This window comes from Tunturiibacter psychrotolerans (assembly GCF_051013365.1).
In the GTDB taxonomy this organism is placed as follows: Bacteria; Acidobacteriota; Terriglobia; order Terriglobales; family Acidobacteriaceae; genus Edaphobacter; species Edaphobacter psychrotolerans_A.
The window spans coordinates 799666-820069 of sequence record NZ_CP132941.1; the positions used below are offsets into that span (position 1 = coordinate 799666).

The 20404-nt window shown below is 56.7% G+C and carries 17 protein-coding genes and 1 tRNA gene; 7 read left to right on the plus strand and 11 right to left on the minus strand.

Translation table 11 applies throughout. The annotated features are described in order from the left end of the window. The first annotated feature begins 72 nt into the window (after window positions 1–72). Complete coding sequence (locus RBB76_RS03115) at window positions 73–786, plus strand: thioesterase II family protein (RefSeq protein WP_433963555.1); 714 nt, start codon at window positions 73–75, stop codon at window positions 784–786. Window positions 787–1731: 945 nt separating this feature from the next. Here RBB76_RS03115 and RBB76_RS03120 read toward each other — a convergent pair. Further along, a tRNA-Leu gene (locus tag RBB76_RS03120) sits at window positions 1732–1820 on the minus strand. A gap of 152 nt (window positions 1821–1972) precedes the next feature. Here RBB76_RS03120 and RBB76_RS03125 point away from each other — a divergent pair. Both RBB76_RS03125 and RBB76_RS03130 read left to right on the plus strand, forming a co-directional pair. Continuing rightward, window positions 1973–3208, plus strand: a complete 1236-nt coding sequence (locus RBB76_RS03125) for an ABC transporter permease (protein ID WP_429628872.1) — start codon at window positions 1973–1975, stop codon at window positions 3206–3208. Window positions 3209–3210: 2 nt separating this feature from the next. Beyond that, entirely contained in the window at window positions 3211–4467 is a 1257-nt protein-coding gene (locus RBB76_RS03130; protein ID WP_429628871.1) for an ABC transporter permease, read from the plus strand. Between the two features lie 40 nt (window positions 4468–4507). On the opposite strand, the gene RBB76_RS03135 is transcribed toward RBB76_RS03130, so the two are convergent. Both RBB76_RS03135 and RBB76_RS03140 read right to left on the minus strand, forming a co-directional pair. Continuing rightward, window positions 4508–4771: a hypothetical protein gene (locus RBB76_RS03135; protein ID WP_183978996.1), complete on the minus strand. Its 264-nt coding sequence runs from the start codon at window positions 4769–4771 to the stop codon at window positions 4508–4510. Window positions 4772–4970: 199 nt separating this feature from the next. Further along, window positions 4971–7352, minus strand: coding sequence for a transglycosylase SLT domain-containing protein (locus tag RBB76_RS03140; RefSeq protein ID WP_429628870.1), 2382 nt, complete (start codon window positions 7350–7352; stop codon window positions 4971–4973). A gap of 317 nt (window positions 7353–7669) precedes the next feature. On the opposite strand from RBB76_RS03140, the gene RBB76_RS03145 reads away from it, so the two are divergent. From RBB76_RS03145 to RBB76_RS03155, 3 genes are all read left to right on the plus strand, one after another. Further along, on the plus strand, window positions 7670–8308 hold the full coding sequence (locus RBB76_RS03145; RefSeq protein WP_429628869.1) for a PEP-CTERM sorting domain-containing protein: 639 nt from the start codon (window positions 7670–7672) through the stop codon (window positions 8306–8308). A 221-nt stretch (window positions 8309–8529) separates the two neighbouring features. Beyond that, window positions 8530–9156, plus strand: coding sequence for an RNA polymerase sigma factor (locus RBB76_RS03150; RefSeq protein WP_353063339.1), 627 nt, complete (start codon window positions 8530–8532; stop codon window positions 9154–9156). Next, a complete protein-coding gene (locus tag RBB76_RS03155) occupies window positions 9153–9398 on the plus strand; it encodes an anti-sigma factor family protein (protein WP_429628868.1) in 246 nt (81 codons plus the stop codon). Before RBB76_RS03150 ends, RBB76_RS03155 begins: the two co-directional genes overlap by 4 nt. Before the next feature lie 23 nt (window positions 9399–9421). Here RBB76_RS03155 and RBB76_RS03160 read toward each other — a convergent pair whose 3' ends face one another. From RBB76_RS03160 to RBB76_RS03170, 3 genes are all read right to left on the minus strand, one after another. Beyond that, entirely contained in the window at window positions 9422–9802 is a 381-nt protein-coding gene (locus tag RBB76_RS03160) for a DUF779 domain-containing protein (RefSeq protein WP_429628867.1), read from the minus strand. A gap of 118 nt (window positions 9803–9920) precedes the next feature. Continuing rightward, window positions 9921–11450, minus strand: coding sequence for an aldehyde dehydrogenase (adh, locus tag RBB76_RS03165; RefSeq protein WP_429628866.1), 1530 nt, complete (start codon window positions 11448–11450; stop codon window positions 9921–9923). Between the two features lie 77 nt (window positions 11451–11527). Beyond that, window positions 11528–12160, minus strand: a complete 633-nt coding sequence (locus RBB76_RS03170; protein ID WP_433963515.1) for an NUDIX domain-containing protein — start codon at window positions 12158–12160, stop codon at window positions 11528–11530. A gap of 57 nt (window positions 12161–12217) precedes the next feature. On the opposite strand from RBB76_RS03170, the gene RBB76_RS03175 reads away from it, so the two are divergent. Then, window positions 12218–12973: a DeoR/GlpR family DNA-binding transcription regulator gene (locus tag RBB76_RS03175; protein ID WP_429628864.1), complete on the plus strand. Its 756-nt coding sequence runs from the start codon at window positions 12218–12220 to the stop codon at window positions 12971–12973. Between the two features lie 47 nt (window positions 12974–13020). On the opposite strand, the gene zwf is transcribed toward RBB76_RS03175, so the two are convergent. The 5 genes from zwf to xseA all read right to left on the minus strand — a co-directional run bounded on the left by zwf (window position 13021) and on the right by xseA (window position 20362). Then, window positions 13021–14427 (minus strand): glucose-6-phosphate dehydrogenase, encoded by a 1407-nt coding sequence (gene zwf / locus RBB76_RS03180; protein ID WP_429628863.1) that lies wholly within the window; start codon window positions 14425–14427, stop codon window positions 13021–13023. 24 nt (window positions 14428–14451) lie between these two features. After that, window positions 14452–15474 (minus strand): phosphogluconate dehydrogenase (NAD(+)-dependent, decarboxylating), encoded by a 1023-nt coding sequence (gnd, locus tag RBB76_RS03185; RefSeq protein WP_429628862.1) that lies wholly within the window; start codon window positions 15472–15474, stop codon window positions 14452–14454. An 81-nt stretch (window positions 15475–15555) separates the two neighbouring features. Beyond that, window positions 15556–17190: a glucose-6-phosphate isomerase gene (gene pgi / locus RBB76_RS03190; RefSeq protein ID WP_429628860.1), complete on the minus strand. Its 1635-nt coding sequence runs from the start codon at window positions 17188–17190 to the stop codon at window positions 15556–15558. A 347-nt stretch (window positions 17191–17537) separates the two neighbouring features. Further along, window positions 17538–18884, minus strand: a complete 1347-nt coding sequence (glmM, locus tag RBB76_RS03195; RefSeq protein ID WP_429628859.1) for a phosphoglucosamine mutase — start codon at window positions 18882–18884, stop codon at window positions 17538–17540. Next, entirely contained in the window at window positions 18884–20362 is a 1479-nt protein-coding gene (xseA, locus tag RBB76_RS03200) for an exodeoxyribonuclease VII large subunit (RefSeq protein ID WP_429628858.1), read from the minus strand. Before xseA ends, glmM begins: the two co-directional genes overlap by 1 nt. Window positions 20363–20404: the final 42 nt, after the last annotated feature.

Sequence of the window (20404 nt, forward strand, 5' to 3'; positions counted from 1 at the left end):
AGAGTGCCCACTCCCGATCCATGGCTTGTTCGCTCGCGGTCGGCCTCGGAGCCGCGCCTACGCCTTTTTTGTGTGCCATGCGCCGGGCGGGGTGCTGCGCTGTATCGTGGCTGGCCGGAGTTCAGCGGTTCCGAAATGGAATTGTGCGCGATCCAACTGCCCGGTCGCGAGAGTCGGCTCCGAGAGGCACCATTCATCCGAATGTCAGATGCCGTTGAGCGCGCCGCCGAAGCTCTTGAACCCCAGCTGGACCTGCCGTATGTGCTTTTCGGCCACAGCATGGGAGCGATACTTTGTTTTGAGCTGGCGCGGCTGTTGCGCAGTCGTTACGGGGTAGGGCCAATTCATCTCTTCGTTTCGGCCAGGCGGGCGCCCCAGTTTGCTGATCCGCAGCCTCCGCTTCACCTCCTCCGGGACGCCCGGTTTATCGCGGAAATTAACCGCCGATACAACGGACTCCCGCGCGAAGTGTTGGCCAATACGGAGTTAATGGAACTGTTGCTGCCGATGCTTCGCGCTGATGTGCAAATGATTGAAACCTACGCTTATGAGCCCGGACTTCCTCTCGATTGCCCGATAACTGCCTTTGGAGGAGTGGAGGATAGCGGCCTGCGGATAGAAGACCTGGAGGGCTGGCGTGCACACACCAACTCCCGCTTCGAGACCAAACTGTTTCTCGGAGATCATTTTTTTGTTCAGTCGGCGCCCAAGGAAGTCCTGGAAGCGATCTCTCGAAGTTTGAATTTGGCAAACGACTTTGGGTCACACCGAGGCTTTGGCAGATAGTCCAAGTTCAAATTCCAGCGGCGGGTAGATCGGCCCACCCACTCGAAAAGTGGACAGTCAATTAGCCGGGCAGGCTCCAAAAAACAGTCTAAAACTAACGTGCTTCATGCTGGGTTCGAATGGCTCCTGGCCGAATTGCGGTTGAAAATTGAAGATGCAACTACCGAGATGAAATGCTGCTCACACTCAGACAGCGTGGTCTGGGCTCAGGTGTCGGAACCTCAAATATCTCGGCACAGGCCGTTCCGTAAATATTCGTGCCTGGAGCAATATAAAAAGGGGCGCAGGGACCGGTCGGCGCGTTAGTGCAGCTGTAGAGCCACGATTGTCCACTTATGACCGGACGACGGGACACAGAGCTAAATAACAAGTCTATCTCCGCAACAGGGCTGAAAAATCCGAAATACCCCAACGCAGAGTGCGTCTTTAAGGAAAATTCTCCGAGAGGACCGAATGAAGCAACTATCGGTGTTCCAACAACGGTCGGATCAATCGCCTGCGAGTACTCAAGCTCAAAGTTAAAGAAAATCGTCTGTCCAACACCAGGATGTGAGCTGTTCCCACGAACCGTCAACATTCCGATGATCCTATATATTGTTGGCATAGTCGTTTCGATCCTCCCATTCGCCAGCGAGCCTATCGCCTCTCCCGGAGTGTCAATCGCAAAGTGGACTTGTCCGTTTCGGTGATAGTTCAGTTCATTCCTATGGAATTTCGGCACATCGCGACGATCCGGCACGAAGACTTCAGCGTCTCAACAACTGTTTCGGCGCGATATACGCATAGCAACCCGAAGCACACACAGTCATTTGTGAACAGGATATCGAGCAGTCAACACTAACATGAAACCTGCCACTATATCCCCCAGCAGTCTCATGAGCTCGCTGAGGGCGTGATCAGGACGGATACAAGTCGACTCAAAGTATTCATATTAATTAGTCTCTATGGTGCCCGGAGGGGGACTTGAACCCCCACGACCGGTTAAGGTCTGCGGATTTTAAGTCCGCTGTGTCTGCCGATTTCACCATCCGGGCTTGCGAGAAATTATCCCACCTGCACCATCTTAACGCATTCTTCCAGCATCCCCGGCAAAGGAACATCTACGACCATTCCTGCGTATCTCCCCAACGAAGCTCGCATCTTATCCCGGGGTCGATCCGCAGCTATGCCTCTTCACGAAATTCTGATGCAAACGCTGTCTGCACTCTGGGACACGAAACTGCGCAGCTTCCTGACGATGTTCGGCATCGTCTGGGGGATCACTTCGGTGATCCTTCTCGTCGGCCTCGGCATCGGGTTCAACATCGACCAAAAGGAACATCTCCGGACCATCGGAACCGACATCGCCATCATCTTCGGCGGAAAGACTGGTGCCCAGGCCGGAGGATACGCGGCTGGCCGCGACATCTACCTCACCATCGATGACGCCATCGCCATCCAACAACAGGCCAACCTGGTCAAGACGGTAAGCCCCGAACTACGCCGCAGCGTCTCGGAGGTCAGTCAGTGGAACGCAGCCAATCGCGCAGTTCGCGGAGTATGGCCGCAGTATCAGCAATTCCGCTCGCTCACCGTCGAGCAGGGACGCCTCATGACCGATCAGGATGAAGCCGAGGGAGCCCGCGTCATCCTTCTCGGCGCCGAAGCAAACCGCCAGCTCTTCCCCGGTAAAGCCGTCATCGGACAACCACTGATGGTAAGCGGCTACCAATACACCGTCATCGGAGTCCTCGCGAAAAAGAAACAAAATGGCAGCTACGGTAGCGGGCCCGACAATACGCAACTCTTTACCACCTACTCCGCCATGGCGCGCGACTTTCCGCCGACCGAAGGCCCCGGAGTCATCCGCGGATACGTCAACAACATCGTCGTCCAACCGATATCACCCGATCTGCACGAAAAAGCACTAGCTCAGGTCTCGAAAATCATCGCCGAGCGCCACCACTATAACCCTGATGACAAGGAAGCCCTCTGGGTTTGGGACACACTGGAAGGCTCGAAGTTCACCGAGCGCATCTTCAGTGTCATGACACTATTCTTTGGAGCAGTAGCGCTCCTCACCCTCGCTCTCGGAGGCATCGGCGTCATGAACATCATGTTGGTCGCAGTTACCGAACGCACCCGCGAAATAGGTGTCCGGAAGGCTCTCGGAGCCACCGCTATCGACATCAAACGCCAATTCCTTGTCGAGTCCGCAATCATTACCCTGGTGAGCGGGTTCGCTGGCTTGGCTCTAGGGGTGGGCGTCTGCATCGTGATGCGTTACGTCCCACTCCCGGACTTCGTTCCGCACCCGGTAATCTCTCCGTTGGCCATCGCCGCATCGCTCACCACTCTTGCAGCCATCACCGTCTTCGCAGGAATGTATCCGGCATTGCGAGCCGCCAACCTTAGCCCCATGGAATGCCTGAGGACAGAGTAGAGATGAACCTGCGTGAAATCATTCGCCAAAGCCTCGACTCACTCCTCCGCAACCGCCTCCGCTCGGGTCTCACCATGCTCGGCATCGTCTGGGGACTCGTGACCGTAGTCCTTCTGCTCAGCTATGGCAAAAGCCTTGGCGAAGGCGTGCTCAACGGCTTCATGGGCCTTGGTGACAACGTCATCATGATATGGGGCGGCCAGACCAGCATGCAGGCCGGCGGCGAGCGGTCAGGCAAAAAAGTTAAGTTCCTCGATGGCGATACAGAAGCAGTGCGCGATGCAGTTCCCTTCCTCAAAGCGGTCAGCTCCGAGACCGACGATGGCTTCAGCTTCAAGTACGGCTCAAAGGTCGTCAACATTCAGAGCAAAGCCATCGACTTCCCGTACGGCGGTATGCGTAGACTCAACATCGAACAGGGCCGCTACTTCGAAGCTGCCGATTTCACCGATCATCGCCAGGTCGTCATCTTCGGCCCACACGCCGCCCAAAAACTCTTCAACGGCTACCCACCCGTCGGCGAGTCCGTCGAGATTGAAGGCCACGTCTTTCAAGTCATCGGCGTCCTCAAAAATAAAATCCAGGACTCGTCCAACAACGGCCCCGACAACGAAAACGCCTTCGTCCCCTTCGACATGATGCGCCTTCTTCGCAACGAACGTGACCCCGGCAGTATTGTCTTCCAACCCAGCGCGCCCGAACTCCACCTCAAAGCACTACAAGCCGTACGCGCCGTCCTCGCCCAGCGACACCACTTCGATCCCAAAGACGACAAAGCCGTTCCCACCTGGGACACAGTCGCCGACTCAGCCGAGATCATGCAGTTCAGCACTGCGCTAGATCTTCTTCTCGGCATCATCGGTGCCATGACGCTCGGCGTCGGCGGCGTCGGCGTCATGAACATCATGCTTGTCTCAGTCACCGAGCGCACACGCGAGATCGGCCTTCTCAAAGCACTCGGAGCCCGCCGCAAAGACATCCTCACGCAGTTTCTCCTCGAGAGCCTGACCCTGACCTTTCTCGCAGGCGTCATCGGGATGGTCGTCGCCGTTATCGTCGCGTATCTGATCCCACCGATGCCGCTTTACTCCGACATCTACAAGACCGCCAACCACGAAGGCGATATCGTTCTTCGCGCCTCACCGGCCATCATGCTCGTCTCGTTCGCCATCCTCGCTGCAGTCGGCATCATCTCCGGGCTTCTCCCCGCAGTGCGCGCCTCGCGCATGGACCCCGTCGTCGCCCTAAGACACGAATGACATCAACGATCACTACACAATCACGATCGAGGCCAAAACGTCAGTTCGCTAATCGATACCGAATCGTCTGATCTTCAAGAAAATACTCTGCCGAGCAATCCGAAGCGCCACAGATCATAGCCTCTAGCCCAGCACACTGCTGTCTCGTAATCAATCCCAGCGAGCCGCAAGATGGGCACGCAAGCACCGCCCAGTAAGGGTTATCCGCCTTCCCCAGGTCACCCGCCTGCTCTAGCAGAAACAACGTACCCGGCTGCATCTGCTCCGGGATCCACACTTCAAGAAGATTTAATTCCGCTACCATGCTTGCCTCTTCTTCCAACGGTTGTCTGCATTCATGACTCACGTTCTAGCGCCAATGCTGATCACTTAGGTTGCGGAAGAGACCTCCTGGATGACTTGGTGCCTGGTCGCCCATGCACTACTTCTGGTGCAAAGAATAACGGATTTCCCGTCCCTGTCAATCCCACATTTTGCACACAAGGAGCAAGCAAGGTTCGCTTCTAGTGCGTCGCATAGAGAGCATGGTAGATCTCACGGTTCCGTAGAATCGCCTGCACATACTCCCGCGTCTCGGTGTATGGAATCGACTCCACAAACTCCGGAATATCTTTGTAATCACCGATCGCCATCCACTGCCGTACCGGCACATCGCCTGCGTTATAAGCCGCCAGCGCATACTCAGCCTGGCCGCCAAATCTATCCAGCACCTGTCGCAGATTCGCCGTTCCCAGCTCGAGATTCACCGAAGGATTTAACAGCTCATTCGCATTGAACCCCTTCATCTTCTGCTTCTTTGCTTCAGCCTTCCCCACCGAAGGCAACAGCTGCATCAATCCCCACGCATTCGCATGACTCACAACTCCGGCATTGAACTCCGACTCCTGCCGAATCAGCGATGCCACCAGATAAGGATCGAGCCCGTTCTTCTGTGCGTTCGCTGTCAAATCCGTCCAATACGGCTGTGGAAACAAGAGCTTCCAATACACCGTCGGAACCTGATCGAGCGGAATCGAAAAGAAGGAGATACCGCTATGCTTCATCGACTGAATCGCCCGAGTCGTCTCACCATAGGATGAGTAGATCTCAGCCTGGGCCAGTGCCCCCCACTCACTCGAAGTGGAGCTCGCCTGAATCTCTGGCCCGATGTACTCATTAAGCGCTGCATTCGCCAGCAACCTCGCCTTGATCAGGTGAGGCTCATTCTCGGGCAACTCTCCAGTCAACTCCGGAATCACCGGCACCCGCACCGAGCTCAAAGCCGCCGCAGGAGCAACATCCGTCGCCTGCGTCTTCAGCACACTGAGCCGTTGCCTCGCCAGTCCCGCATAGTACGAGTTGACATAAGAGGCCGTCAGCGCCTGATAGTAGTTCACCGCCTGCCCAAAGTTCTTCTCTTCGTCCTCGAAGATTCGCCCTCGCCAGTAGAGAGCTCCCGGAGCCTCAATCCCCGCCGGGAACATCTCAATCTGCTCATCCATCAACCGCGCCGCTTCCGAATAGTTGTGGAGCCGATAGTTCATCCACGCCGCACGCCAGTGCGCCGAAGCCGCATACGTACTCTTCGGAAACAACTTCACCAGCAGAGCATAGTGATAAGTTGCCTGTTGCGGATCGTGCTTCAACAGATACATGTTGCCGCCCGAGTACAACGCCTCTTCCAACCATCTGCTATTTGGAAAATCCCTCACCATCTGCGCAATCAACGCATCATGCGCAGTCTGATCATTCTCAGTCCGTGACAACTCCGCAAGCAGATACAGCTTCAACGCCGCGCTGTCATCTTTCGTGTCCGGCAGCTTCTCCACCTCTCGCCGGCTGATATGCTTCATCCTCATATCGCAGGCCGCCGCATAGATCAGCAGAGCATCGTGATCCGCCGCGCTCAACGAACCATCCCGTTCAATCGAGTGATACTCCTCCCCTGCCTCGGCATATCGCTTGGCATTGAACAGCTGATCGGCATGAACCTTACGCTCCGCAGCCGTTAGCGGCATATTCATTGCCTGCAACTGCGACGATGCCTGCCCCGCCTCCACACTCAGAGGAAAGCCGACATATATATTCCGATAGATAGAAGCCGCATGCGTCGTATCCCCCGACGTCTGATAAGCCCGTCCCAGCGCATAGCGAAAATCTACATGGGACGCCTGCGCCGAGTCAGCCAACGGCACAAGAACCTTCAACGCCCCCTGAGGATCGTTCTGTTGCAGATGAGCGTTCGCCAACAGAACCGGAGCATTCGCATCGAAGATGCTCTCCGGATGTCGCGCTGCGAAGTTGTCCAGCAACCCATACGCATCCGCTCCATGTCCCGCCTGCACCGCCGCCTGCGCTCCAAGATAATCCGCGTAGTCATCCAACGCTGTACCGCTCGTATTCGCCAGCAGGAAGCTGTGCACCGCATCGTCGTACCGATGATCGAGCGTCGCAGCATGTCCCAGTGCCAGGTACGCCGCAGCGGCCCCCTCCCCCGGATGCTGCCGCGCATAAGCCTGCACGCCACTGTAGGCCGCCGGCGATCGCGTCGACGCCAACTGCTGAGCCATCGGACGAAGCTGCTCCGAAGCCTTGAACGCGCTGGTCAAATGAATTGTCTGCGCCGTCGGCTTCCGGGAAACGATATGTTTCTTCCCAGTCGGAGCGCTCTTCTTTTTTGCCCCCTTACCCGAAGCCCCGCTCTTCGCAGTCGGGCCCTTCGCCTTAGCCCCCGCAGCCGAAGACTGGGTCCCAGTTTTGGACGCCGGCTTTTTGGCATGCGCGGCAGGCGGTGTCTGCGTCTGACTCGGAGTCTGTGCGAACAGCCCGTCCCCCGCAGGCGACATGATCCCAATCAAAATGGCGACAACCATCGCCCGCCTAACATTACCCACGATGGTTACCATTGTTCCCTTGTTCTCTCCAACCCACATCTTCCACTCTAAGCTGCCCCGCTGCACCTTCGCAGCGCCAATCGAGCACGAACCACCACAGATACTTCATACGATGCGCCCATTCGGCCTCCTTATAGTCTTATCGGCGCAGGGTCATCTTGGTATGACGAATTGAAAATCGTTTTCCACAGCAAGGGTAAACATTTTCCACTCCCGGCCGAAAAAAGAAAGAAGCGTGCAAATATGCAAGAAAATGCATGATTTGCTTTTGGTCTCGGGATTGCTTCCTCTTCCTTCAGAAGCATCATTAGATCCGCCTGAGGAACACTATGCGCCTAACCCTGCTCACCCTTGCTTCCCTTCTTGCCCTCGGTTCATCCCCGCTCCTGGCCGACTCAATTCCTTATGCAAACGTCGGTCAGTTCGCCCCCGACCACTCATTTACCGCTACAGCAACCGGAGACGTCACCGCCTACTTCTACTCCTCAGACGCGAGCAACGACGACAAGATCATCCTCTGGGACAAGACCTCCGGCGCAATGACCGCGCCCTCCCTCGACAACCACAGCTCCGCCGTTGGCTCGTCCGTCTCACTCTCGGTCACAGCCGGCGACACGCTCATCTTCATCCTGGACGACGTCACCACTGGACAATACTTCAGCTCCGTTGACTACTTCGGCGTTGCCTCACCCGCCAACTATAACGACGATGGCTACAACCACGCCTACTCCACGCCTTACTCCGGTGGCGTCAACGGAATCCCCGCAGGCACCTACATCGGCATGGAAGATCTTGGGGTCACCGGCCTCAAACCGCTCTCGGGATCCGACCTCGACTACAACGACGACAACTTCGTCTTCACCAACGTCACCGCAGCCGCGACCCCTGAGCCAAGCTCCTTCATCCTCTTCGGCACAGGTCTCGTCGGAGCCGCCGGAGCACTCCGCCGCAAGTTTGCCCGCAGCTAACCCCTGCTCCATCAACGTCCGTCAACGCCGGAGAACACAAACCTCCCAGGTCGTGTTCTCCGGTAACCGCTTTAAACCGCTACGAAGCCAGCCCCCGCAAAGGCTTACCTTCAGCGACAACCTTTGCTCTCTGACCCACCGACATTTACTATGTTGTAGATACTGATCTTCGCGCTCCGGTAACGAGGCGATTTCAGCGTTGTTTCCGCACCTTTTCACTCATGCCCGCCATCCAATCCCCAGCCACGGAAGAGGTACACCCCGACGTAGCGCTCGTAGCGCGCGCAAAAGAAGGGGATACCGCAGCATTTGAGCAACTGGTCCGTCAGTACGAGCGCCAGATCTTCCGGGTCGCGCAGCATATTACTCAAAACCGTGAAGACGCTGAAGACATTACGCAGGATGCATTCCTCAAGGCCTACGAGAAGCTGGACCAGTTCCAGGGAAACTCTAAGTTCTCAACCTGGCTCGTCCGCATCGCGGTCAATGAGAGCCTCATGCGGTTGCGCAAGCGCAAAACCAGCAAGACCGTCTCCATGGACGAAGACGTCCAGACCGACGAAGGCTCCATCCCTCGTGACTTCGCCGAGTGGAGGCCAAACCCCGAGCAACAATACAACCAGGCCGAGCTCGCCGAGATCCTACGTAAGACCATCCAGGGTCTTCCTCCAGGCTTTCGCACCGTCTTCACTCTTCGCGACGTTGAAAATCTCTCCACGGAAGAGACTGCGGAGGCACTCGGCTTGAGCGTACCCGCGGTCAAATCAAGATTGTTGCGTGCGCGCCTTCAACTGCGCGAGCGCCTCAGCAGATACTTCCGGCAGAAGCAGGAGGGCCAGCCAGCATGAACTGCACGGACCTATTGAGCCATCTTTCCGACTACTTCGACGACCAACTCACCCTTGAGCTTCGTGAAGAGATCAGCGAGCACACCGCTGGTTGCCAGCACTGCCGCGTCGTCCTCAACACCACTCACCAGACCATCGAGGTCTACAAGGGCAACGAGATCTACGAAGTCTCGCCCGGGCTACGCGAGCGCCTTCACTCCGCCATCATGGCAAAGTGTCTCGCAGCAAAAAAACCAGCTTAGAACATCGGACAGGCTTCCTTTTATCAGATCCTTCCCGCCGTTCGCAGAGCCACGATCTCCGCATCCGTGAATACCCTCGACCGGATCAGGAATCGCACCCCTTCCCCATTCTCCAGCGAAAACATTCCCCCGCGCCCAGGCACCACATCCAGGATCAACTGCGTATGCTTCCAATATTCAAACTGACTCCCGCTCATATAGAACGGAGTCTCCCCTAGAGTCGCCAGCAACACATCGCCATCCCCCACCAAAAACTCCCCCCGCGGATAGCACATGGGGGAGCTGCCGTCACAGCAACCTCCCGACTGATGAAACATCAGCTCCCCATGTTTGCTCGACAACCTGCCCATCAACTCCACAGCAGCAGGCGTCGTCACAACCTGTTCCGGTACTTCTACTGTCATCGCCAGACCCGCTCTTGCCTTTCGAGTTGTCGTGCCCGTCTTGAAGTTGTCATGCTGGTTTCTGGTTGTGGTCCTTGCTTTCTAGTTGTCATCCCCGAAGGGGACCTGCTGCTGTCGTCTAGAAAAATCCCATAGCATTCGGGCTATAACTCACCAGTTGATTCTTCGTCTGCTGGTAGTGTTCGAGCATCATCTTATGATTCTCTCGTCCCACACCCGACTGCTTATACCCTCCAAACGCAGCATGGGCCGGATACAGGTGATAGCAGTTCGTCCACACCCGTCCAGCCTCAATGGCCCTGCCGAAGTGATACGCCCGGTTCATATCCCTTGTCCAGACACCCGCGCCCAGCCCGTACAACGTATCGTTCGCCAACGCCAACGCCTCGTCTTCATCATGAAAGGTCGTCACCGAAACCACGGGCCCGAAGATCTCCTCCTGGAAGATGCGCATCTTGTTGTTGCCTTTAAAAACGGTCGGTTCAATATAGAAACCCTCCGCCAGATCGCCCGTCTGCGCAGCGCGCTTCCCGCCCGCCAGCACCTCCGCGCCCTCCTGCTTGCCGATGTCGAAGTAAGACAAAATCTTCTCCATCTGCTCGCTCGAAGCCTGCGCTCCAATCATCGTCGTCTTGTCCAGCGGATTGCCCTGCTTGATCGCTCCCACCCGCTTCAGCGCCCGCTCCATGAACTGGTCGTAGAGCGTGTCCTGGATCAGTGCGCGTGACGGACAAGTACAAACCTCGCCCTGATTCAGCGCAAACATCGTAAAGCCCTCAAGCGCCTTATCAAAGAACGCATCATCTGCGCTCGCGACATCTTTGAAGAAGATATTCGGGCTCTTTCCGCCCAACTCCAGCGTCACCGGAATAATATTCTGCGAGGCATACTGCATAATCAGTCGCCCCGTCGTCGTCTCCCCCGTAAACGCAATCTTGTTGATGCGTTTGCTCGAAGCTAGCGGCTTGCCCGCCTCCAGCCCAAAACCATTGACTATATTCACCACGCCCGGCGGCAGAATATCCTGAATCAACTCCATCAAAACCAAAATCGACATCGGCGTCTGCTCTGCCGGTTTCAACACCACGCAGTTCCCTGCCGCCAGCGCCGGCGCCAACTTCCACGTCGCCATCAAGATTGGAAAGTTCCACGGAATAATCAGCCCAATCACACCCAGCGGCTCATGGTAGTGGTACGCAATCGTGTCTTTGTCGATCTCAGAGATCGATCCCTCCTGCGCCCTGATCACGCCCGCAAAATAACGGAAGTGATCGACCGCGAGAGGCATATCTGCCGCCATCGTCTCGCGAATCGGCTTGCCGTTATCCCACGTCTCCACCGTCGCCAGCATCTCGAGATTGTCTTCAATCCGCTGCGCAATCTTCTCCAGCATCCGGCCACGTTCCGTCGTCGAGGTCTTGCCCCAAGCCTTCTTCGCCGCATGCGCCGCATCGAGCGCACGATCCACATCCGCAGCATTAGAGCGCGCAATCTCGCACAGCACCTGCCCCGTCACTGGCGTCACATTCTCAAAGTACTGTCCCGACAGAGGCGCCACCCACTCCCCGCCAATGTAGTTCTCATACCGTTTCTTGATCGACACAGGAAACCCAAAAGTCCCCGGCTGAACCGCAGTCATCGTAGCCATAGAATCCACTCCCTCGAGATCGTTACCTACACCGCGCTCGAAATTGTAGTCCTCCGCACCGAAATCTGTCACAGCCCTCAGCAAACCGTCGGAATCGCCCTCCCTGCCTCGCTAAACACATGGATAAAGGCATCCTGCAGCAACATGATCGTCTTGCCATCTGCAATATCCCCCCGCTCAATCGCCGCCATAGCGTCCTCGATCGAAAGCTCCAAAACCTCAATATCTTCACCCTCAACGAAGTTGCCGCCCCCAGCCGCTACCCTGCTCCCACTGTCGTACTCCGCCAGAAAAAAATAGAGCTTCTCCGTCACCGAGCCCGGACTCATAAAAGCCTCAAAGATCTTCCGAACATGCTCAACGCGATACCCAGTCTCTTCCTCGACCTCCGCCTTGATCCGCTCCTCCGGACTGGCCTTATCCAGAAGCCCCGCCGCCGTCTCGATCAACAAGCCCGAATGCCCATTCATAAAAGCCGGAAAGCGAAACTGCCGCGTCAGCACAACCGTGCGCCGCTCGAGGTTATACAGCAGAATCGTAGCGCCGTTGCCACGGTCATAAGTCTCCCTGCTCTGCTGCTGCCAGGTTCCATCGCTCCTCTGCAGATCAAACGTCGTCTTCTTCAACACGTACCAATCATCCGACAGCGTCTCAACCTTCTTGATCCGCACGCGATCTTTCATAGAGGGAGTCTGCACGAAATTCATCATGCCCGAACCATATCGTGCAGTTTCGTGCAAAGTCAAGTATTCTCGTGAATAGGAAAAATGCTAACCACCCACCGAAAACAGCAGATCCTCTCCATCCTCAAGCGCCAGGGCCAGGTCATCGCAAAAGAAGTAAGCCAATCCATGGGCGTCTCCGAAGACACCATCCGCCGAGATCTCCGCGAGATGGCCCACGAAGGCCTCCTGCAACGCGTTCACGGCGGAGCCCTCCCCGCCTCACCTGCCGTCGCAGACTTCGCCCGCCGCGAACGAATCACTCCCGAAGGCAAAGTAGCCATCGGCTGCGCAGCAGCAAAGATGATTCAACCAGGCCAGGTCGTAATCCTCGACGGCGGCACCACCGCCAGACAAGTCGCCCGGCACATCCCACTCGACCTCAAAGCCACCATCGTCACCCACAGCCCAACCATCGCCATCGAGCTAATCGACCACCAGAACATTGAAGTCATCCTCATTGGAGGACGCCTCTTCCGGCACTCAGTCGTCGCCATGGGCGCGACCGCAATCGACACAATCGCGCAAATCCACGCAGACACCTTCTTCATGGGAGTAACCGGCATCCATCCAAAGACCGGCCTCACCACAGGAGACTACGAAGAAGCCGCGATCAAGCGAGCCCTCAGCCGCGCCGCAGCCGAAACCATCGTCCTTGCCTCCTCCGAAAAGCTCAACGCAGCCTCCCCCTACGTCGTCGTCCCTCTTTCAGAGATCAGCGGCATCATCACAGAACGCTCTGCGGAAAAGGCCCTGCTGCGCCCCTACGAAAAACTCGGAATCACCGTCACCCGAGCCTGAAAAAGCCCCGGCCACGCCGAGGCTCTCTCTATGCAGAGACTCTGACTCTATCTTGCGACAACCCTGAAGTCGTCCGGCTCCTGAGCAAGCGGCTTATCCCATCCGCAGCACGGAACAAGATGATCACCTGCCTCCTCCGGACCCCACGTCTGAGGCTCGTACACATACACCGGCGTGTCTTCCTTCAGAACAGGATCCACAATCCGCCAGGCCTCTTCAACGTAATCCTGTCGCGCAAACAAAGTAGCGTCACCGGCAATCGCATCCGTCAACACCCGCTCATACGCCTCCATCTCCTCTGGACTCGGGTGGCGGCTGGCAATCAGTTCCACTGACTCGCGACCCGAACCCTCAAGCTCATTCGCAATCGAGACCGACATCGCCACCGTCATCTCGGGACTGATCCGGAAGCGCATGTAGTTCTGCGCCGTATGCGGCTCAGTGATGTTCGTGTGCGGTGGTTTGCGAAACCGCGCCATCACCTCCATGCACGTCACCGGAAGATTCTTCCCCGCACGAATGTAAAAAGGAACGCCATCCCACCGCCACGAGTTAATCTCAAGCTTCAGACAAGCAAACGTCTCCACCTTAGAGTTAGGTGCAACGCCCTTCTCATCCAGATAGCCACGGAACTGGCCACGAACCAGATTCTTCGCCTCAATCGGTGGAATGGCCTTGAGCACTTTCACCTTCTCATCACGCATCGACTCAGCATCGCCTCGCGCCGGACACTCCATCGCGAGATTACACATCACCTGGAAGATATGGTTCTGAATCACATCGCGAATCGCGCCCGTTTGGTCGTAAAAAGCCCCACGACCCTGAACCCCAAAGTCCTCCGCCATCGTGATCTGAACTGTCTCAACATAGTCACGATTCCAGATCGGCTCCAGGAACGTATTCGAAAAGCGAAAAGACACCATGTTATGAACCGGCCCCTTCGCAAGGTAATGATCGATGCGAAAGATTGACGACTCTGGAAACGCGGACAACAGAATCCGGTTCAACTCCTGCGCCGAAGCCAGATCATGCCCGAACGGCTTCTCCACAATCATCCGCGCGCCTTTGGCCGAACCCGACTTCACCAACTGCTCGACAACCTCCTCAAACAGCGAAGGAGGAATCGCCAGGTAATGTGCCGGCCGCTCCGAAGAACCGAGCGCCTTCCGCACCGCGACGAACGTAGCAGGGTCCACATAATCGCCATCGACATACTGCAACAGCGACTTCAGCTTCTCCCACGCTGCAGGATCGAGCCCGCCGTGCTTTTCGAGACTATCCTGAGCACGCGCCTTGAACTGATCAAGATTCCAACCAGCCTTCGCCACACCAATGATCGGAACATTCAGCGTGCCGCGTTTAACCATCGACTGTAGCGCAGGAAAAATCTTCTTATAAGCAAGATCGCCGGTCGCGCCAAAGAAAACCAGCGCATCGGAATGAGATTGGCTCACGTGTACTCTCCTTCGATTCCAAAGTTATTTATCGTGTGGCTTCTCAAGATGTCCGCCAAAGGCAAAACGCATCGCGGATAAAAGCTTGTTCGAGAAGTCAGCCTCGCCTCGCGAACTGAACCGCGTATAGAGTGCCGTGGTCAGCACAGGAGTCGGAACACCTTCGTCGATCGCAGCCTTGATCGTCCAGCGTCCTTCGCCCGAATCCGAAACCCGGCCGCCAAACTTCGTCAGCTCCGGATCGCCAATCAACGCAGACGCAGTCAGATCCAGCAGCCACGACGCAATCACGCTCCCGCGCCGCCAGACCTCGGCAACATCCGGCAGATTGAAGTCGTAAAGATAATGCTCCGGATCACGCAGCGGCGTCGTCTCCGCATCGATCTCAGCCGTATGCTTGCCAATATTGGCTGCCTTCAGCACGCCCAGGCCCTCGGCATAAGCCGCCATCATTCCATACTCAATTCCGTTATGCACCATCTTCACGAAGTGACCGCCGCCGGTCTCCCCGCAGTGCAGATAGCCCTCCTCCGCGGTCCCGCCAGCCTTCTCGCGCCCCGGAGTCTTAGCAATATCCCCAATCCCAGGAGCAATCGTCTTGAAGATCGGATCCAGATGCTCGACAACCGACTTCGGTCCGCCGATCATCATGCAGTATCCCCGCTCCAGACCCCATACTCCGCCGCTCGTGCCCACATCCACATAGCGAATCCCCTTAGGCTCAAGCTCCTTCGACCGCCGAATATCGTCGATATAGTACGAGTTCCCGCCATCGATCAGAATGTCGTCCTTCTCAAGATGAGGAACCAGTTCGGCGATCGTCTGATCCACCACTCCAGCAGGAATCATTAACCAGATCGCACGCGGCTTCGAGAGCTTATTCACGAAGTCCCCAATCGAGGATCCTCCGGTAACCCCCTTCTCCTTCGCAAGGTCGTTGACCACCTGCTGCGATCTGTCGAATACGACGCATTCATGCCCATTCTTAGCCAACCGCTTCACCATGTTGGCACCCATCCTACCCAGACCTATCATTCCAAGTTGCATCGATCGCTCCCTTTCAATAGTTAATAGTTCACTGGACATCCAAGTCGGCGCAGAGTCTTTTCACATCCGCAGCCGCTGGGCCTATTTGTTCTTCCTGTATCGCCGAATCAGGTTCGTCGTAGAAGTATCGTGCGAAAGCGCAGGTTCTGTCTTGGCTTCGAGCTCCCCAATAATCTTTTGCGCCAGCACCTTACCGAGTTCAACGCCCCATTGATCAAACGAGTCGATACTCCAGATCGTACCCTGCGTAAACACCGCGTGCTCGTACAGAGCAATCAACTTGCCCAATATCTCCGGAGTCAGATGATCCGCAAGAATCGTATTCGACGGACGATTTCCCTCAAACACTCGATGTGGAACCAGCCAGTCCGGCGTCCCTTCTGCCTTTACCTGCTCTGCCGTCTTGCCGAACGCCAGCGCCTCAGCCTGCGCAAACACATTCGCCATCAGCGTGTCATGATGTTTCCCCAGCGGATTGAGTGTCTTGTAAAACCCAATGAAATCGCAGGGAATCAGCCGCGTCCCCTGGTGGATCAGCTGATAAAACGAGTGCTGCCCATTCGTTCCCGGCTCGCCCCAGTAGATGGGTCCCGTCTCCGTTGCAACATGTGTTCCATCAAGAGTTACATGCTTGCCGTTGCTCTCCATCGTCAACTGTTGCAGATACGCTGGAAACCGCTTCAGGTACTGCTCATACGGCAGAACCGCAACCGTCTGCGCATCGAAGAAATCGGTATACCAGACCGTCAGCAGACCCAGCAGAACCGGCAGGTTGCTAGCAAACGGAGCCGTCCTGAAGTGTTCGTCCATCTCATGAAAGCCAGCCAGCATGGCACGAAAATTATCCGGACCAATCGCCAGCATCGTCGACAGCCCGATCGCCGAATCCATGGAATACCGCCCACCGACCCAGTCCCAGAACTCGAACATATTCGCCGTATCGATACCGAACTTCGTAACTTCCTTCTCATTGGTAGAAATTGCGACAAAGTGCTTCGCAACGGCCTTCTCGTCGCCGCCCAACCCCGCCAGCGACCAGTCGCGAGCCGTGTGAGCATTTGTCATCGTCTCCAGCGTCGTGAACGTCTTCGAAGCGACAAGAAACAGCGTCTCATCTGCCTTCAGATCCTGAACCGCCTCCGCAAAGTCCGTACCATCGACATTCGAGACAAAGCGGAACGTGATATCTCGCTGGCTATAGTGCTTCAAAGCCTCGTACGCCATCACCGGCCCAAGATCGGACCCGCCAATACCAATGTTGATCACGTTCTTGATCCGCTTGCCGGTATGTCCCTTCCACGCCCCGCTCCGAACGCGATCCGCAAAGGCCGCCATCTTGTCCAGCACAGCATGCACCGCCGGCACAACGTCCTCGCCATCGACGACGATCTTCTCACCCTTCGGCGCACGCAGAGCCACATGCAGCACGGCCCGGTTCTCGGTGATATTGATCTTCTCTCCGCTGAACATCGCGTCGATCCGCGCCTTCAACCCCGACTCCTCCGCCAGCTGAACCAGCAGCTTCAGCGTCTCGTTTGTAATCCGATTCTTCGAGTAGTCGAGAAAGATCCCCGCAGCCTCAAGCGTGAACCGCTCCCCACGCGCCGGATCATCCGCAAATAACTGCTTAAGCGTCGTACCTTGAATCTGCTCGTGGTGTGCTCCCAGCGCCTTCCATGCCGACCGCTCGCTGAGCGGCGTCAATTTCGTCGTCATCTGCTTACTCCTCGCATCTCTCTTTGTACCCGCCAGACAAGACTACTATCCATCTCTGTTACAAGTCTCGTATCGAAGGTTGAAGCCCAAAAAACCTCAAACATTCCCGCAATTTTAATGAAATCCGCCAGAAACTGCCTTTGAAAACCTACAGGTCAGGCTCGCCTCGTCGCGTACCTCTGAGCAGTAGATGACGGTAGCGCAAATAGATATTCCGGAAAATTACTCTACGCCGATCTCCTCGTCCTTAGGAGAGGACCCAACAGAAAAAAGTTACAATTTCACGAAGTAGATCAGCGTCCAGTCCTTCTTCACGCTGCTCTCAACGCCGGTTAGATGCAGCTTCTTCAAATCCCGATTTCAGTCCGAATAGCGGCTGCGATCGTATCCGCGTGGTGCCGCATCAGCGGCTCTGATTCCGCTTCGATCATCACCCGAGCCAGCGCCTCCGTGCCGCTGTAACGAATTACCACTCGCCCCGAATCCGCAAGCTCTACCTCGGCAGCACGAATCGCAGCAGCCACAGTCGGAATCCCCTCCAACGGCTTTTTCTCTCGCACCTTCACATTCAGAATCACCTGCGGAAAAACCTTAAGATCCGCAATCAGTTCAGCCAAAGACTTCCCGCTCCTGTGCACGACATCCAGCAACAGCAACGCGGTCAACAGACCATCCCCCGTCGTGCTGCGGCCACTGAAGATAATATGGCCAGATTGTTCCCCACCCAGCGCCGCACCCGTCGCAATCATCTGCTCGAGAACATACTTGTCCCCCACCGCCGCACGAAGCATCCCAATCCCGCTCCGCTTCAGCGCCGCCTCCAGCCCCATGTTCGACATCGTCGTCGCAACCACGGTCGAGTTCGTCAAAAGCCCCCGGCTCTGCAGATCTCGCGCCGCAAGCAGCAACACCGCATCTCCATTGACCACGCGGCCAAGCTCATCGGCAAACAACGCGCGATCGGCATCGCCATCAAACGTGATCCCCATTGAAGCCCCACGCGTCTTCACCTCCGCTGCAACCATCTCCGGATGCAATGCCCCGCAAGCCTCGTTGATATTGCGTCCATCGGGACTGGCATGAGTAATCAAAACCTCGCCGCCCAGGTCGGAAAACAGCTGGGGCGCCACCGAAGAAGCAGCTCCATTGGCACAGTCAATCACGATGCGCTTCCCATCAAGCGAAAGACCCGGAACAGCCGCAAGCAGAAAGCGGACATACTCCGCACGATCGGCATCGTTCACGGTAGGCGCGACCGTTTGTCGAGACACCGTCGTCGCGCTCGCGAGTTTGCGAAAGATCTCCTCTTCGATCGCGAGTTCAACAGCATCCGGAAGCTTATAGCCATCAGGCCCAAACAACTTAATCCCATTGTCCTGCCACGGATTATGCGAGGCAGAGATAACAATACCCGTAGCAAAACCATGAGTGTGCGTCAGGAACGCAACCGCCGGAGTCGTAATCACACCAGCGTTTTCGACAGAAGCTCCGCCCGCATCAAGCCCAGCCGTCAGCGTCGCAGCAATCCATTCGCTCGATTCGCGAGTATCCATGCCAAGCAAAACACGCGGCCTCGGCGTCTTCGCTCCGAGGATCTGTGCGAGTGCAAGTCCAATGGCGTACACGGTGGTCGAATCCAACGGCGCCTGCCCGGCGACAGCGCGAATGCCATCGGTTCCAAAGAGCTTCTTCATCACTTACTGGTCTCCATTGTTTTTACGTCGTCCAAATGAGCGTGCGTTATCTCTGCTTCAATCGTTCCCTGCGCAAGCCGCGCCAATATTGTCTGTCCGGCAACCGCATCTGCGGAAGAACGCAGCAACGTGCTGCCCGCGCCACCTTCCTGCAGATAAACCAGCGCATAACCCCGAGACAAAACCGCCAGCGGCGACAGCGCGTTCAGCCGCGCCAACGTCTTCTCGAGACGCGTACGCCGGCTCGCAACACTCTCATCTGCGGCACGCTCCAGCCGCTGCGTCGAAGCCTGCAACCGATGATGCGTAGCCGCAATACGAACGGTAGGGTCTTGCCGGCGAAGACGCTCCCTCGCCAGATTCAACCGCTGCCCCGGCACACGAACGCTGCGCTGCACCGCCGCATCAAGACGAAGCCGTAGCTCATCAAGCCTCTGGTCCCTGCGATTAACAGCGTCTCGCAACCGGTTCAGTACCGCTTCTGCAGAAAGCCGCGCGTAGCGCTGTCTCGCATGCATCAGATGAAATCTTCCAGCCCGCTGCACTCTCGCATCCAGCGCATTCACTCGCTCTTCAATGCGATGCTGTGCCGCAGTCACCAACTCAGCGGCAGCCGACGGCGTCGGCGCGCGAAGGTCCGCGACGAAATCGGCAATCGTGAAATCAGTCTCGTGCCCAATCGCCGAGACCACAGGAATTGCAGAATCCGCAATCGTGCGCGCCAGCGCCTCATCATTGAAACCGGCAAGATCTTCCATCGACCCGCCGCCTCTCGCAATCACAATCACATCCGCCAGCGAAGGATTCGCATTGAACCACCGCACTCCTGCAGCCACAAATCCCGGGCTCGACACCCCCTGCATCGTCGCCGGATACACCAGCAGATTAAGCCGCGCATGACGACGACGAACAACATTGACGATGTCGCGGATCACAGCTCCGGTCGGTGAAGTAACAATCCCAATGCACTTCGGGAACGACGGCAACTGGCGTTTACGAGCCGCATCGAACAGCCCTTCCGAGAGCAGCCGCGCCTTCAGTTGTTCGAACGCGATCTGCAACGCGCCAGCCCCACGAGGCTCCATCGTCTCCGCGATCAGCTGGAGCTGCCCTCTGCTCTCATACACCGAGATGCGCCCCCGCACCAGGACCGCAAGGCCGTCCGCGGGCCTGAAGCGCAGCAAGACAGCCTGTCGCCGAAACAGCACAACCGGCAGCTGCGCCTCGCCATCTTTCAACGTGAAGTAGATATGACCGGAAGGCCCTGGCCGGCAGTTCGAAATCTCACCTTCGACCCATAGATCCGAGTAGGTCGTCTCAATCTGCTGACGAACATTGATGACCAGTGCACGAACACTCCAGATCCGGCGCTCCGTCATCGGGTCGTTCCTGCCCACATCTTTTCTTGGCGCAGGTCCCGCCGCGGTCTCGCCCACTTCGTCGCGAATAACATCTTCCGCCGCAGTAGCGACCGGCATCGCGACGTCCTTTTCAGAAACAGAAAAAAGCCCCGCTTGAAA